Origin of the sequence: Orrella sp. JC864, assembly GCF_037026685.1 — a bacterium.
In the GTDB taxonomy this organism is placed as follows: Bacteria; Pseudomonadota; Gammaproteobacteria; order Burkholderiales; family Burkholderiaceae_B; genus Orrella.
In genome coordinates, this window is record NZ_JBANET010000018.1 from 1 (window position 1) to 13592 (window position 13592).

The 13592-nt window shown below is 68.4% G+C and carries 13 protein-coding genes; 5 read left to right on the forward strand and 8 right to left on the reverse strand.

All coding sequences use genetic code 11. From position 1 onward, the window contains the following. Positions 1-5: 5 nt before the first annotated feature. From V8Z80_RS15700 to V8Z80_RS15715, 4 genes are all read right to left on the reverse strand, one after another. The gene (locus tag V8Z80_RS15700; RefSeq protein WP_336062628.1) at positions 6-167 is read right to left on the reverse strand and encodes a hypothetical protein; all 162 of its coding nucleotides are present in this window, start codon (positions 165-167) and stop codon (positions 6-8) included. Positions 168-351: 184 nt separating this feature from the next. Further along, positions 352-1596: a type II toxin-antitoxin system HipA family toxin gene (locus V8Z80_RS15705; RefSeq protein ID WP_155193945.1), complete on the reverse strand. Its 1245-nt coding sequence runs from the start codon at positions 1594-1596 to the stop codon at positions 352-354. Beyond that, a complete protein-coding gene (locus V8Z80_RS15710; RefSeq protein WP_336062629.1) occupies positions 1593-1958 on the reverse strand; it encodes a helix-turn-helix domain-containing protein in 366 nt (121 codons plus the stop codon). The genes V8Z80_RS15705 and V8Z80_RS15710 overlap by 4 nt, the downstream gene beginning before the upstream one ends. A gap of 213 nt (positions 1959-2171) precedes the next feature. Further along, complete coding sequence (locus V8Z80_RS15715) at positions 2172-2957, reverse strand: IclR family transcriptional regulator domain-containing protein (protein ID WP_336062630.1); 786 nt, start codon at positions 2955-2957, stop codon at positions 2172-2174. Between the two features lie 121 nt (positions 2958-3078). Here V8Z80_RS15715 and V8Z80_RS15720 point away from each other — a divergent pair, with 121 nt between their 5' ends. Both V8Z80_RS15720 and V8Z80_RS15725 read left to right on the forward strand, forming a co-directional pair. After that, the gene (locus V8Z80_RS15720; protein WP_336062631.1) at positions 3079-3963 is read left to right on the forward strand and encodes a TauD/TfdA dioxygenase family protein; all 885 of its coding nucleotides are present in this window, start codon (positions 3079-3081) and stop codon (positions 3961-3963) included. 36 nt (positions 3964-3999) lie between these two features. Continuing rightward, on the forward strand, positions 4000-4962 hold the full coding sequence (locus V8Z80_RS15725; protein WP_155193938.1) for a Bug family tripartite tricarboxylate transporter substrate binding protein: 963 nt from the start codon (positions 4000-4002) through the stop codon (positions 4960-4962). Positions 4963-4986: 24 nt separating this feature from the next. Here V8Z80_RS15725 and V8Z80_RS15730 read toward each other — a convergent pair whose 3' ends face one another. Genes V8Z80_RS15730 through V8Z80_RS15745 form a run of 4 tightly spaced genes read right to left on the reverse strand, consistent with a single transcriptional unit; the run spans position 4987 to position 8862 of the window. Continuing rightward, a complete protein-coding gene (locus V8Z80_RS15730) occupies positions 4987-5973 on the reverse strand; it encodes a tripartite tricarboxylate transporter substrate binding protein (protein WP_336062632.1) in 987 nt (328 codons plus the stop codon). A gap of 35 nt (positions 5974-6008) precedes the next feature. Next, positions 6009-6950 carry an NAD(P)-dependent oxidoreductase gene (locus V8Z80_RS15735; RefSeq protein ID WP_336062633.1) on the reverse strand — a complete coding sequence of 314 codons (942 nt, stop codon included), beginning with the start codon at positions 6948-6950 and terminating at the stop codon, positions 6009-6011. 44 nt (positions 6951-6994) lie between these two features. Next, positions 6995-7813 carry an SDR family oxidoreductase gene (locus V8Z80_RS15740; RefSeq protein ID WP_336062634.1) on the reverse strand — a complete coding sequence of 273 codons (819 nt, stop codon included), beginning with the start codon at positions 7811-7813 and terminating at the stop codon, positions 6995-6997. Then, positions 7810-8862 (reverse strand): TRAP transporter substrate-binding protein, encoded by a 1053-nt coding sequence (locus tag V8Z80_RS15745; RefSeq protein ID WP_336062635.1) that lies wholly within the window; start codon positions 8860-8862, stop codon positions 7810-7812. Before V8Z80_RS15745 ends, V8Z80_RS15740 begins: the two co-directional genes overlap by 4 nt. A gap of 165 nt (positions 8863-9027) precedes the next feature. Between V8Z80_RS15745 and V8Z80_RS15750 the strand changes: the two genes are divergently transcribed. From V8Z80_RS15750 to V8Z80_RS15760, 3 genes are read left to right on the forward strand one after another with little or no spacing between them, the layout of a single operon-like run. Further along, a complete protein-coding gene (locus tag V8Z80_RS15750; protein WP_336062636.1) occupies positions 9028-11127 on the forward strand; it encodes a TRAP transporter large permease subunit in 2100 nt (699 codons plus the stop codon). Beyond that, entirely contained in the window at positions 11124-12542 is a 1419-nt protein-coding gene (locus V8Z80_RS15755) for an MmgE/PrpD family protein (protein WP_336062637.1), read from the forward strand. Before V8Z80_RS15750 ends, V8Z80_RS15755 begins: the two co-directional genes overlap by 4 nt. Next, on the forward strand, positions 12539-13492 hold the full coding sequence (locus V8Z80_RS15760; protein WP_336062638.1) for a tripartite tricarboxylate transporter substrate binding protein: 954 nt from the start codon (positions 12539-12541) through the stop codon (positions 13490-13492). Before V8Z80_RS15755 ends, V8Z80_RS15760 begins: the two co-directional genes overlap by 4 nt. Positions 13493-13592 lie beyond the last annotated feature (100 nt).

Here is a 13592-nt window from a genome sequence, read left to right on the forward strand (position 1 = left end):
TGAGATCAATGTCGGCGCCGGAGAAGCCTGGCGTCCGGCCGCCCATTGACCATTGGCTGCTGCTTCCTCCACCATCTGCGTAGCAGGACCGCCACCAAGCCGTAGAGCGCCGCCGTGCTGAGAACTGTCTCCAGGCTCGGCTGGTTGTCCACATCGTCGATGTTCATGACATGTTCCCCGTTGTCGATGTTCGGATTGACCTCGAACGCTGGCGTGTGTTGGCCCAGGGAGAGGTTGACAGGGATGAGCTCAAGCCTCTCGCGATAGCGGTCTAGCAGTGGGAACCGGTGCTGCGAGGCGTCCTGCTACATGAAAGACTCAAAGCAGACATCCGCACGGTAACCTTCTTCCCTATGCTTCGTGTGCCGAGAACGCCCCTGCGGTCAAATCAATATCCGCACCGCTAATGCGCATTCGACGAGCAACGTCCTGCCAATGACCGACGACCATGACCACCTCGTTCATGGTCTGCCGAGCTTGCACATCGTTCAGTCCATAAAATGCGGCCGTACTGAGGACAGTCTCCAGGCTAGGTCGATTGTCGACGTCGTCAATATTCAAGACATGTTCTGCCTTGTCGATGTTCGGATTGACGTCAAACGCGGGTGCAAGTCTCCATCCTGTTTTGCCAAGCACGAATCCGTGATTGCGAAGGTGGTCGTCGCGGTTGCCAACCGCGACGTTGAACGCCACGCGCCGAAATAGTTGTTCCAAGTCTGCATCCGCATGCTCGGCATCCCCCTGAGCTCGAATGAACTGCGCTAATTCCAGATAGCTCGTCCCTTCACTTTGCGTCTTGCGAAGCAATGTCATCGCCGAGGCATAGAAGCGTCGCGAACTGTTGGCGCGATCGAACCTTTGGACGCAGAAGGTATGGAAGTCGTTGTTTAGCTTGATGAGCTTCGCAGGCGGTACGTCTATGCCCGCTTTTTGCGCGAGTTGGTGAACGACATACTCCCAGGCTCCGACGTCTCGATCGTCATCCCTGGCTGGGAACTTGCCGATCCAGAGTGAGCCGTCGGTTTCGGTAAAGTTGGCCTTTGGCCTTGCTCCGCCCAACGACGCACCAGGTGCGACGAGCACGGCAAGCCATTTTCGTAGCGCATCTAGATCATCGATACGCCGGTTGCTGAGCTGGTAGGCCACGGCTTCCAGCTCTCGTAGCGTCGTCACCGGCGGAGCCGCCATTTTCTCGTCGCCAAGAAACGCTTCCGTACCTGGCCGGCGAAAGCGCAGGGCGCCTTGGCGGGTGAGGTCTTGCACGCCGATCAGGAAGTCCCACGCGTACAGCGTACGGGGAGAGCGTTGCTCATCCTTTGCCTGTAGGGCCTCGCGCCGCTTCATCAGTGTTTGTCCCCATCGGTCTGGTGACGAATCCAGGAAGATGCCGAAGTTGCCTAGCTCAGGCTTGGGAAAGAAGGGGTGTTCGTCGAGAGAGAGGTCGGGGTCCAGCGCGAAGGCGCGAGGATCCTTCAGCCAATCACGTTCGTAATGGAAGCGGATCTGGCCGCGATCATGGGCGAGCGTGCCGACTTGGCGGGCAGGGCCCTGGTCGTCGTCAAGCCACACCTCCAGGGTGTTGTCCTGCGTGCTCATGTTGGCTCCCCATCGTTTGAGGCGGGTGAGGACTTGGCCGTCTTGGCGCGGGAAGCGGTGCGGCGATGGGGCGCTGGCTCCAGCGCCAGATCTTGTAGTTTCCGCCCAACTCTGTCGTCGGCAGCTAGCTGATCGAGATCGCCCTCAAGACCCAGCACGGCCAGGACCCGAACATAGGATCCCAGCGTCGCCCCAGCGTCTCCGTCCTCGACCTTATACAAGGTCGTCCTTGAAATCCCCGCGCGTTGCGCCACGACGGCATTGCTTAGTTTGCGTCGCTTGCGGGCAAGACGCAGCCGCTCTCCCAGTGCGGAAAGGAGACGCTGTTCTTGAGGGAAGACGATAGGCGGCTTGCGTGGCATGTTCGCTATTATGGTCTATATCAGACTAATTTGTCCATAATAGAGAAATATAATGATTTCGTGAGGGAGCCTGCGCAGCGCGGACAGCGGCCGCCAGACCGGTCCAAAATGCGGTACATCCTTGCGTCCTCGGCGGGGGTCTGCTGGTCCGAGGCTGCGCGCTCGCGGTCGAGCAGCCCGGACGGTACGAAGTGATACCGGCTGTCCGCCTCGTCACCCCCCTCCCAACCCCCGGCTGATCTCCCCGGCCGCCTGCCGCATGCTCTCCAGGAACTTCTCCACCACCGCATCCAGCTCATGACGCGCCAGGTTCAGGCTGGTCGTGAGCGCGGCCACCACCTGGCCGCGCTCGTCGCGGATCGGCACGGCCAGCCCGCAAATGCCCAGTTCCAGTTGCTCGCTGGCCAGCGCATAGCCTTGCGCCGCCGCATCGCCGATGGCCTGCCTTAGCGAGTCGGCATCGACCAGCGTATGGGCGGTCAGCCGCTCGAAAGGGGCGTGCGCAAGAAACGCGTCCCGCACCGTCGGGCCGGCGCCGGCCAGCAGCACGTGGCCGCTGGATGTCGCATGGGCGGGCAGCCGTTCTCCCACGCCCAGCCGGCGCGTCAGCGGGCTGGGCATTTCCGCGCGGGCGATGTAGACGATGTCGCGCCCGTCCAGCACGGATACCGTGCAGATCTCGCCGGTGTCCCGCACGAAGCGCTCCAGGATGGGAAGGGCCAGGTCGCGCAGCGGCAGCGAGGCCAGGTAGGCGTAGCCCAGTTCCAGCACGGCGGGCGTGAGGCTGAAATGGCGCCCGTCGTTGCGCGCATAGCCCAGCGTGACCAGGGTATGCAGCAAGCGCCGCGCGCCGGCCGGCGTCAGGCCGGTGCGTTCGGCGACTGCGCTGAGCGTCAGCGATTGGTGGCCGGGGCCGAAGGCGCGGATGACCGTCAGGCCTCGCGCGAATGCCTCGACGAACTGGTCGCTGCCTTTGGGGAAATCCCTAGTGGTAGGCATGGCTGCGCTCCCTCATCATGTTTTCGAGCATAGAAAATACTTTCGATAGTCGAAATATAAGCGAAGGCATCGGGGCATGGCAAGGGCCAAGGCCACGCCGAACCCGTGAAGGAGCATTGCCATGATCGAAGTCACGCCCGTCAATCCGGGCTTTGTTGCGGAGGTTGCCGGCCTGGACCTGCGCCAACCCTTGTCCGGCGAGGATGCCCAGGCCTTGCGCGACGCGCTGGAGCAGTATGCCGTACTCGTGCTGCCCGGCCAGCCTTTGACCGAGGACCAGCAACTGGCGGTGGCCAGGCTGTTCGGCCCGCTGGAGACCTCCGTCGGGGCGTCGGTGTACAACGCCGAACGGCCCCGGCGCCTGGGCCATGCCGAGCTGTCGGATATTTCGAACCTGGACGAGGCGGGCGGCATTCTTGGCGCCACGGACATCCGTCGGCTGATCAACCTGAGCAACCAGCTGTGGCATACGGATAGCTCGTTCAAGCGCACGCCGGCCAGCGTGTCGCTGCTATCGGCGCAGGAGATCCCGCCGGTGGGCGGGGCGACGGAGTTCGCCGACATGCGCGCCGCCTGGGACGCACTGGACGCGCGCATGCAGGCGCGCCTGGAGCCCTTGATCGCCACGCACGATTACTTCCATTCGCGCGGGCTGACGGGCTTTGACGTGGGGGCGGTGCCGCCGGCCTGGCGCGAACGCCAGCCGCCGGCGCGCCAGGTGCTGGTGCGCACGAACGAGAAGACCGGCCGGCGCTCGTTGTACCTGGCTTCCCACATCTGCGCGATCGACGGCATGAGCAGTGCGCAATGCAGCGCGCTGGTCGACGAGCTGATGGACTTTGCCACCCAGCCTCGGTTCGTCTATCGCCATCGCTGGCGCACGGATGACCTGGTGCTGTGGGACAACCGCTGCACCATGCATCGCGGCGCCGGTTTCGACGAGAAGTACCGCCGCTCGATGCGCCGCGCCACCGTGCAGGACGCCGGGCCGACCGTGGCCGACTGAAGCATCGCATTCCAGGATAGAAGGAGGAGATTTCCCATGTTCAAGAGCTTGCAGCGCATGGCGCTCGCTTGCGCGGTGGCGGCCATGCCGGTCTGCGCGACGGCGGCCTATCCCGACAAACCCATACACATCGTCGTGCCGTTCGGCGCCGGCTCGGGCACCGATACGCTGGCGCGCGGACTGGCCAAGGGCCTGGGCGAGAAGCTCGGCCAGCCCGTGGCCGTCGAGAACAAGGCCGGGGCGGGCGGGGGCATCGGCACGTCCTATGTCGCCCGCAGCAATGCCGACGGCTATACGCTGCTGCTGAGCACCAACGGCCCGATGGCGGCCAATGCCAGCCTGTACCGGCAGCTGCCCTACGATCCGGTCGAGGATTTCGCGCCCATCGTGCTGATGGGCCGGCTGCCCATGATCCTGATCGCCAACGACGATGCGCCGGCCGCCTCCTTGCAGGAACTGATCGCCGCGGCCAAGGCCAATCCGGGCGCCATCAATTTCGGCGCCAGCAACACCACCGCCCGGGTATGGGTGGAGCTGCTCAAGAAGATGGCCGGCATCGACGTGACGACCGTGCTCTACAGCAACGTCGGCGCGATGATGACCGACCTGCTGAGCGGGCGCATTTCCTATGCCTTCGAGAACGTCGGGCCGTCGCTGCCGCAGATCTCCGCGGGCAAGGTGCGGGCGCTGGCGGTAACCTCGCCGCAGCGCGCGGCCTTTGCCCCCGGGGTTCCCACCGTGGCCGAAAGCGGCTTTTCCGAGCACGAGCTGGTGGTATGGATCGCCCTGTTCGCGCCCAAGGGCACGCCCGCCGAGGTCGTAGCGCGGATCAACCGCGCCGCCAACGAACTGCTGCAAGGCGAGGCGCTGCGCGCGCTGGCCGCGCAGATCGGCATGGCGCCGGCGGGCGGGCCGCCCGCCGACCTGCAGGCCTACCAGCGCGCCGAGGTGCGCAACTGGCGCCAGCTGGTGGACATGACGGGCGTGACCATCGACTGACAACGCCCCGGGCGGGCCTGCCGTCTACTCCAGCTTGATGCCCGCCTCGTCCACGACCTTTTGCCATTTCCCGATCTCCGCTTCCAGCGCACGCTGGAAATCCGCGGGCCGGCTGCCGACGGTGTCGATGCCGTCCTGCGCCAGGCGCGCCTGCAGCGCGGGGTCCGAGAGCACCTTGGCGATCGCGGCGTGCAGGGTCTGGATGACCGGCTCGGGGGTGCCGGCCGGCGCGAGCACGGCGTGCCAGGCCGATGCCTCGAAGCCGGGCAGCCCGGCTTGCTGCACGGTGGGCACTTCGGGCAGCAGGGGAGAGCGGCGCGCGCCGGTCACGGCCAGCGCCTTGACGCTGCCGGCCTCGGCCTGCTTGGAGGCCGAGGCCGCATCGCCGAAGGTCATGTCGACCACGCCGCCGACCACGTCCATCAAGGCCGGCCCGGCGCCCTTGTACGGCACGGGAATGACCGAGATGCCAGCCTGCCGCATGAAAAGCTCCACCGCCAGGTGCGAGGAGCTGCCCTGGCCGGCCGTGGACAGCGTGAGCGTGCCGGGCTGGCGCTTGGCCAGGTCGATCAGTTCGCGCAGGCTGCCGACCGGCAGCTGGTTCTTTACCGCCACCACGTAGGGATAGCTGGTCAGCTGGGTGATGGGGGCGAAGTCCTTGCGCGCGTCATAGGGCAGCTTGCTATAGACCGCGGGATTGATGGCGTTCGGGCCGCTTTGGCCCAGCAGCAGGGTGTAGCCGTCCGGCGCCGCCTTGGCCACGGCGTCCGTGCCGATGATGCCGCCCGCGCCGCCGCGGTTCTCGATGATGAAGGGTTGGCCCAGCTGCTCGCCGACGCCCTTGAAGACCAGGCGCGCCACGATGTCGGCGCCGCCGCCGGCCGCGAACGGCACGATCACCCGCACCGGGCGTTCGGGATAGGCCGCCTGGGCGCTTGCCGCGCCCAGCAGCGCCGCGCATGCCAGCAGCCGCGGGAAAAGGCGCCTGGCCGTCTCGTTGAAATCCAGCATGAAAAGCTCTCCAGTCGTTGTCCGTTGATACGTAGTCAGGATCGGGCCGGTTGCGGGGCGCCGCCGGCATCGCTGCGGCCGCCGCCGCGCACTTGCACGCCCGCGGCGGCCTCGACGTAGCGGATGATCTCGGTCAGGTCGGCGCTGTCGCCGAACTTGCCGCGCACGTCGTCGACCAGGCGGCGCGCCGCATCGCCCACGCGCAGCGGCACGCCCAGCCGTTCGCTCTCTTCCAGGCACAGGCGCACGTCCTTGGCCGACAGGCCGATGGCAAAGCCGAAGTCGAAGCTGCGCGTCAGCACGAAGCGCGGGATCTTGTCTTCCGACGCGTTGGTGCGGCCCGAGCCGGCGTTGATGACCTGCAGCATGATGTCCGGGTCCAGGCCCGCTTTCACGCCCATGACCATCAGCTCGGAGGTGATGCTCAGCGCCGTCACCGAGATCAGGTTGTTGATGACCTTCATGGTCTGCGCCAGGCCGGCCTGCTCGCCCACGTACACCGGCTTGCCCAGCACGGCCAGCACCGCCTGCAGGGCGTCATAGCGGGCTCGGGGGCCGGAAACCATCAAGGCCAGCGTGCCGCGCCGGGCCCCGGTCACGCCGCCGCTGACCGGGCAATCGATGCTGTCCACCCGGCGGGCCGCCAGGCCCTCGGCCAAGGCGCGCGCGGCCTGCGAGCCGCTGGTGGACAGGTCCACCACGGTGCGCACGGCGCTGCCTTGCGCCAGGCCGTTCTGGCCCAGCGCCACCTTGAGCACGACCTCGGGCGTGGGCAGGGACACCAGCACGGTGGCGGCGGCGTCGGCCACGGCCTTGGGCGAGCCGGCGATCCGGGCCCCCTTGGCCGCCAGCGCCTGGAGCGCGCCGGGCTGCGTGTCGTAGATCGTCAGGGCATGGCCGGCGTCCAGCAGGCGTTCGGCCATGGGCGCGCCCATGCGGCCGATGCCCACGAAGCCTAGATGTTGTTCCGTCGTCATTGAGGGGTCTCGCTGTGGTGAGGGTCTGGGGATCCGCAGGCGGGCTAGGCGGCCGTCCATCCGCCGTCGATGGGCAGCGTCGCGCCGGTGATGTCGCGTGCGGCCTCGCTGCAAAGAAAGGCGACCAGGGCCGCCACGTTTTCCATGGCGACGAACCTGCCCGTGGGCTGGCGCGCGGCCAGGTATTCGCGTTCGGCCTGCTGCGGCGAAACGCCCGTGCGCCGGGCGATCTCGGCGATGCGCTCCAGGATGGCCGGCGTGGGCGCCGTGCCCGGCGCCACGGCGTTGCAGGTGATGCCCTGGGCGGCCGTCTCGACGGCCAGCGCCCGCGTCATGCCCAGCAGCGCCGTCTTGGTGGTGACGTAGCCGATCCGGTTGGCGGCCGCGCCCGAGCCATATACGGAGGACAAGTTGATGATGCGGCCCCATTGCTGGGCCAGCATGCCGGGCAGGGCCAGGCGCGCCAGGTGAAAAGGCGCCGAGAGATTGACCGCCAGCGACTCGTCCCAATGCGCGCGGGGCAGCTCGTGCGCCGGCTCGAAATGGCGGATGACGGCGTTGTTGACCAGGATGTCGATGCGGGGAAACGCATCGAGCGCCTGGCGCATCATGGCCTCGACCTGCCCGGCATCGCGCAGGTCCGCCTGCAGCAGCAGGACCGTGGCGCCGTGGGCGCCGGCCAATGCCGCCTGGGCGTCGCGCGCGGCTTGGCCGGTATGCAGGCAGTGCATGGCGACCGAGGCGCCCGAGGCCGCCAGGGCCTGGGCAATGGCAAAGCCCAGGCCGGCCTCGGCGCCCGTGACCAGGGCATGCCGGCCGGCGAGCGCGCCGCCGGCCGCCGCGCCAGGGGACGGGCGGCTCAAGGCGTGCCCTGCGCGGCGGTCTTGCCCAGCGCCTTGCGCACGCGCTCCAGGTAGGCCGGGCCGTCGAAGCCCACCTGCTTGGCGCGCCGGTTCCAGGCTTCGTAGGACGGGCCGATGTATTGCGCCTGCATCAGCCTGGCCCGCTCCTGCTCGGGCGCCACCCAGAAGGTCACGCCTTTTTCTTCCATGGCCCGCCTGGCGTCGGCCACGAAGGTTTCGTAGTTGCCGAATGCCTCTTGCTGCAGCGCGTCCATCGCGCCCTGCACCTGCTGTTGCACCCCCGGCGGCAGCTTGGCCCAGCTGTCCGGGTTGACCAGGATGGCCCACCCGTTGATCGGGCCCAGGCTCCAGTTCTGCACGTGCTTGGCGATGCGCCAGAATTCCAGCGCGCCGCCCACGCAGGTCGAGATGAACAGGCCGTCGATCACGCCGCGTTCGAGCGCGGGGAAGATCTCGGTGGTGGGCATGGCCACCGGCTTGCCGCCCAGGGCATTGACCACTTCGGCGGTCTGCGGGTTGTGCACCCGCAGGCGCTTGCCCTTGAAATCCTCGACCGTGTGGATCGGGTCCTTGGAGAACAGCTGCTGGGTGCACCAGGCGCCCTCGGCCAGCACGATGGCGTTCCACTTTTCCTTCCAGATGTTGCGCGTGTCCTCGCACCAGAAGGCATCGCAGACCTGCTTGTATTCCTCGATGTCGTTGATCAGGCCAGGCAGGTTGAAGATGCCCATGCGCGGCTCGTCGGCGGCCAGGTAGGTGTGCAGCGCGGCGCTCATGTCGACCCGGCCCTCGCGCACGGCCGTGGCCATTTGCGCCGGCGGCACCAGCGAGTCGCTGACGGTGACCTTGACCTTGCCGCCGGTGGCCTGGGCCACCCGTTCGGGCACGGAGGCGGTCAGGATGGAATAGCCGTCTCCCGGGGCGGTGATGACGGCCATGGTCAGGTCATGGGCCTGGGCGGCCGCCGTGCCGTTCCAGCCGGCGGCGCAAAGCGCCGCCGCTGCGAGAGCGGCACGAAGGCCGGCGGATTGCCGGATGGCTCGGGTCATGGTGCTCCTCCTGGTAAGGGTGCGCGGTGCGCTGTGTTGATTTTGAGCATTCAATCATACAATATGCCTATAATATCGTCATAACATGATGATGAGGCCTGGCGCCTGATCAGGGAAAACCACCATCGCCCGCGCGGCGCGGCGCGTTGCGTTCAGGAGACTTCGATGAGCAGCATCCAGATGCCCGCGCCCCTGGCGCCGGCCCCGGCGCAGGGGGCGCCCGCTGCATCGCCCTATCCCCTGGCGGCGACGCACGATTTCGGCCTGATCCGCGCGATGGCGGCCATCTCGCGCGCGTCCGGCGCCTTGGCCACGGCGGCGTTGCTGCTGATGGCGCTGTCGATGTGCTACGAGATCTTTTCCCGCTACGTCTTCAATTCGCCGACCGCCTGGGCCACCGAGATTTCCGGCTACCTGCTGGTGGCCGCCGTGTTCTTCGGCCTGGCCGGCGCGCAGGCTTCGAACTCGCACGTCCAGGTGGAGCTCTGGGTGGACCGGCTGGCGGCCCCGGCGCGGCTGCAGGTCGAGCTGCTGGGCCAGTGGCTGGCCTTGCTGTTCTGCGTGGTGCTGGCATGGCAGGCGGCAAGCTTCAACGTGCGCGAATACGTCAACGACACCCGCGACTGGGGCCTGCTTTCCACCCCGCAATGGCTGCCCGAGCTGGCGGTTTCGCTGGGCATGCTGACCTTCTGCATGTCCATCCTGGTCGATCTCTATCGCCTGAGGCCGCCGGCGCAAGCCTGGCGCCGGTGGCTGGCCCCCGTGGCGCTGGGGCTGATGGTCCTGGCGCTGCTGGGCCTGGGCGCCCATACCGTACCGCTGGCCGGCGGGCGGCTGGACTGGGGCATGGCGGCGATCGCCGCGGCCGTGGCCGTCAGCGTCTGGGCCTGGAGCGGCACGCGCACCTTGCTGCACGTGCTGGCGGTGGCCGGCGGCTGCGCGGTCCTGTATGCGCTGGCGCGCGGCCAGCCGCTGGGCTGGATCGCCGCCTTGCTGGTGGCCAGCATGCTGCTGCTGCTTTTCCTGGGCGTGCGCATCGGCGTGGCGCTGGGCCTGGTGGGGCTGTTCGGCGTGTACTTCCTGTTGCCGCGTCCGCAGCTGTCGCTGCTGGCCGAGCGCGCCTGGAGCAGCACCAACACGTTCACGCTGACCGCCGTGCCGATGTTCGTGTTCATGGGAGGCCTGCTGCTGCGCAGCGGCATCACCTCGGGCATGTTCGATGCGCTGGTGCGCTGGTTCGGCCGCGCGCCCGGCGGGCTGGCGCACGCCTCGGCCGGCGCGGCGACGGTTTTTGCCGCCGTCTCGGGATCGAGCCTGGCCACGGCCGCGACGCTGGGCAAGGCCGCCTGCCCGGACATGATCGCGCGCGGCTACAGCCCCAGGCTGACCTATGGCGTGGCCGCCGCGGGCGCCACGCTGGGCATCCTGATTCCGCCGAGCATCCCCATGATCATCTACGGCACCACGGTGGGCGCCTCGGTCACGCACCTGTTCCTGGCCGGCATCGTCCCGGGCCTGCTGCTGATGGCCTGCTTCATGCTGGGCGTGCTGGTCTGGGCGCTGGCGGTCCCGGGCGCCGCGCCGCCGGCAAGGCGGTACGCCCTGCGGGAAAAGCTTGCCGCGTCGCGCAGCATGGTTCCCTTCGTGGCCATCATCGGCGCGGTGCTGGGATCGATGTACGCCGGCGTGGCCACCCCCACCGAAGCGGCGGCCATCGGCGCGGCCAGCGCCTTCGTGCTTTGCCTGCTGCGGCGCCAGCTGAGCTGGAAGGCGCTGGTCGAGATCGCGCACGATTCGGCCAAGGTGACGGCGCTGCTGCTGCTGATCGTGGTCGGCGCAAGCATTTTCAGCTGGGTGTTCGATTACCTGCGGCTGCCGCGCGAGGTCGTGAACCTGATCCAGGGCGCGGACATCCCGGCGCTGTGGGTGATGGCGGCGATGGTGCTGATCTACCTGGTGCTGGGCATGTTCGTCGAGTCCATCGCCATGATGCTGATGACCCTGCCCGTGACCTATCCCATCGCCATGGCGCTGGGCCTGGACCCGATCTGGTTCGGGGTGTTCCTGGTGCTGATGATCGAGGTCGGGCTGATTACGCCGCCGGTGGGGATGGTGCTGTTCGTGCTGCGCAGCATGAGCAGCCAGGCCCGCTTTGCCGACATCATGCGCGGCGCGCTGCCGTTCGTGCTGATCATCCTGCTGTTCCTGGGCCTGATCTACGCCTTCCCGCAGATCGTGATGTGGCTGCCCCAACAAGTGAAATGACCATGAACCGAACCGTTGCATCGCCGGCCGACGCGCCCGCGGCCAGCGCCGCGCTGGCGGAGTTCGTCGCCGCCAGCCGCTGGGAGGACGTGCCCGAGGCGGTGCGCCACCAGGCGCGCCGCGCCTTGCTCAACTTCTTCGCCGTGGCGCTGGCCGCCGCCCGGGACCCCGCGCTGGACATCGCCTGCCGCGTCTATGGCCGCCATGGCGGCGGGCCGCCGGCCACGCTGGTGGGCAGGCCGCAGCGCGCGGACATGCTGAACGCGGCGGCCTTGAACGCCATGATGGCCAACGTCTACGACTTCGACGATACCCACCATCCCACCATCATCCATCCCAGCTCGCCCATCGCCCCGGCGCTGTTCGCGCTGGCCGAAAGCCGCCCCGTGACGGGCGCGCAGCTGCTGCATGCCTTCATCCTGGGCGTGGAAGCGGCTTGCCGGATCGGCAACGCGATCTCGCCGCAGCACTACGCGCGCGGCTGGCATATCACCTCGACCTGCGGCGTGTTCGGCTCGGCCATGGCGGCGGCCCGCTGCCTGGGCCTGACGCCGCGCCAGAACGTGGATGCGCTGGGCGCGGCCGCCGTGCAGTCGGGCGGGCTGGTCGAGGCCCTGGGCACCTCGGCCAAGAGCATCAGTGTCGGCAATGCCGCGCGCAACGGGCTGCTGAGCGCCTTGCTGGCCGCCGAGGGCTTCGACGGTCCGCAACGGCCGCTGGACGGCGAGCGCGGCTATCTGCGCGTGGTGGCCGACGCGCCCGCGTTCGATGCGGTCTGGCGCGGGCTGGGCGAGCGCTGGGAGCTGCTGAACAACGCCTACAAGCCCTACCCCTGCGGGGTCGTGCTCAACCCGGTGATCGATGCCTGCCTGGCGCTGGCCGGCGACCCGCGCATCGTGGACGGCGGCTGGCGCAACATCGTGCGCATCGAGTTGACGGGTCATCCGCTGTTGCGCCAGCGCACCGACCGTCCGGGCGTGACCACGGGGCGCCAGTCGCAGGTGTGCGCGCAGCATGCCGTGGCGGTGGCGCTGGTGCGGGGCCGCGCCGGCTTGCCGGAGTTTTCCGACCAGGCCGTGGCCGATGCCGGCTTGCGGTCCCTGGGCGCGCGGCTGGCGTTTCGCGACGACCCGGCCCTGCCGGTCGATGCGGCCAGCCTGCGTATCGAGTTTTCGGACGGCGCGGTGCTGCACGGCCAGGTGCAGGCCGCCCGCGGCTCGCTGGCCCGTCCGCTGCAGGACGGCGAACTGGAGCAAAAGCTGCGCGAGCTGAACCGCCACGGCGGCGCGAACGTGGACGCAGATCGCCTGATCGAGGCGGTCTGGTCGCTGGACGCGGCCGGCGACGCGGGCGCGGTCGTGCGCCTGGCCGCGGGCGTATCCCCTGATGGCAACAAGCAAGGAGGCAGGCAGTGAACAAGAAATATCTTCTGGGCGCGCTGGCGGCGCTGGCCGTGCTGGCGGGCCCGGCGCTGGCGCAGTATCCGGACAAGGCGGTGCGCATCGTGGTGCCCTTCGCGGCGGGCGGCGGCGTGGATGCCCTGGCCCGGCCCTTTGCCAGGGAGCTCGGCCAGGTGCTGGGACAGAGCATCGTCGTCGAGAACAAGCCGAGCAATACCGGGCAGATCGGCGCGACCGACGTGGCGCGCGCCAAGCCCGACGGCTATACCTTGCTGCTCAGTTCGGCGGCCTTTGCGACGACGCCGGCCTTCTATCCTGAGGTCCCCTACGATCCGGTCAAGGATTTCGCGCCGGTCATGATCATGGCGGCGGCGCCGCAGGTGCTGGTGGCCAGCAATACGTTCGAGGCCGGCTCGCTGCAGGACGTGCTGGCACAGGCCCGGCAGTCGGACCGCATCAACTTCGCCCTGAGCGCCAGCACGGGCATCCAGGCGCTGGCCACGGCCATGCTGGCCGGGCAGGCGGGCGTGTCGTTCACAAAAATCCCGTACAAGGGCGCGGGCGCGGCGTTCATGGACCTGATCAGCGGCGAGGTGGACCTCATGATCGACAATCCCGCCTCGTCGCTGGTGCACGTGCGCTCGGGCAAGCTGCGCGTGCTGGCCACCACCGGCGCGCAGCGCATGGCCATCCTGCCCGACGTGCCCACCGTGGCCGAGACGCTGCCCGGCTTCGAGGCGCGCAACTGGTTCGTGCTGGCCGCGCCGGCCGGCACGCCCGCGCAGGTGGTCGGCCTGCTCAACGAGGCGGCCCGCAAGGCCCTGATGACGCCGGCCATGCAGCAGATGCTGGCGCGCGACGGAATCACGCTCGTGGCTGACCAGCCGCACGAGGCGGCGCGGTTCCTGCAGGCCGAGATATCCAAGTGGACCAAGGTCGTCCGGGACGCGGACCTGCAGCCCTGAGGCCGGCCTGGCGCGCCGGCCTCCTGGCCGCGCCGGCTTGCGCAAGTCCGGGCTGGTGCCAGCCCGCTACGTCGTTTCGTCGAAAAAAAGCCGGGGTTCA

Excerpts from the sequence above, each read along its gene's own strand:
- V8Z80_RS15700 (WP_336062628.1), bottom strand. The coding sequence starts at position 167 with ATGAACATCGACGATGTGGACAACCAGCCGAGCCTGGAGACAGTTCTC.
- V8Z80_RS15705 (WP_155193945.1), bottom strand. The coding sequence starts at position 1,596 with ATGAGCACGCAGGACAACACCCTGGAGGTGTGGCTTGACGACGACCAG.
- V8Z80_RS15710 (WP_336062629.1), bottom strand. The coding sequence starts at position 1,958 with ATGCCACGCAAGCCGCCTATCGTCTTCCCTCAAGAACAGCGTCTCCTT.
- V8Z80_RS15715 (WP_336062630.1), bottom strand. The coding sequence starts at position 2,957 with ATGCCTACCACTAGGGATTTCCCCAAAGGCAGCGACCAGTTCGTCGAG.
- V8Z80_RS15720 (WP_336062631.1), top strand. The coding sequence starts at position 3,079 with ATGATCGAAGTCACGCCCGTCAATCCGGGCTTTGTTGCGGAGGTTGCC.
- V8Z80_RS15725 (WP_155193938.1), top strand. The coding sequence starts at position 4,000 with ATGTTCAAGAGCTTGCAGCGCATGGCGCTCGCTTGCGCGGTGGCGGCC.
- V8Z80_RS15730 (WP_336062632.1), bottom strand. The coding sequence starts at position 5,973 with ATGCTGGATTTCAACGAGACGGCCAGGCGCCTTTTCCCGCGGCTGCTG.
- V8Z80_RS15735 (WP_336062633.1), bottom strand. The coding sequence starts at position 6,950 with ATGACGACGGAACAACATCTAGGCTTCGTGGGCATCGGCCGCATGGGC.
- V8Z80_RS15745 (WP_336062635.1), bottom strand. The coding sequence starts at position 8,862 with ATGACCCGAGCCATCCGGCAATCCGCCGGCCTTCGTGCCGCTCTCGCA.
- V8Z80_RS15750 (WP_336062636.1), top strand. The coding sequence starts at position 9,028 with ATGAGCAGCATCCAGATGCCCGCGCCCCTGGCGCCGGCCCCGGCGCAG.
- V8Z80_RS15755 (WP_336062637.1), top strand. The coding sequence starts at position 11,124 with ATGACCATGAACCGAACCGTTGCATCGCCGGCCGACGCGCCCGCGGCC.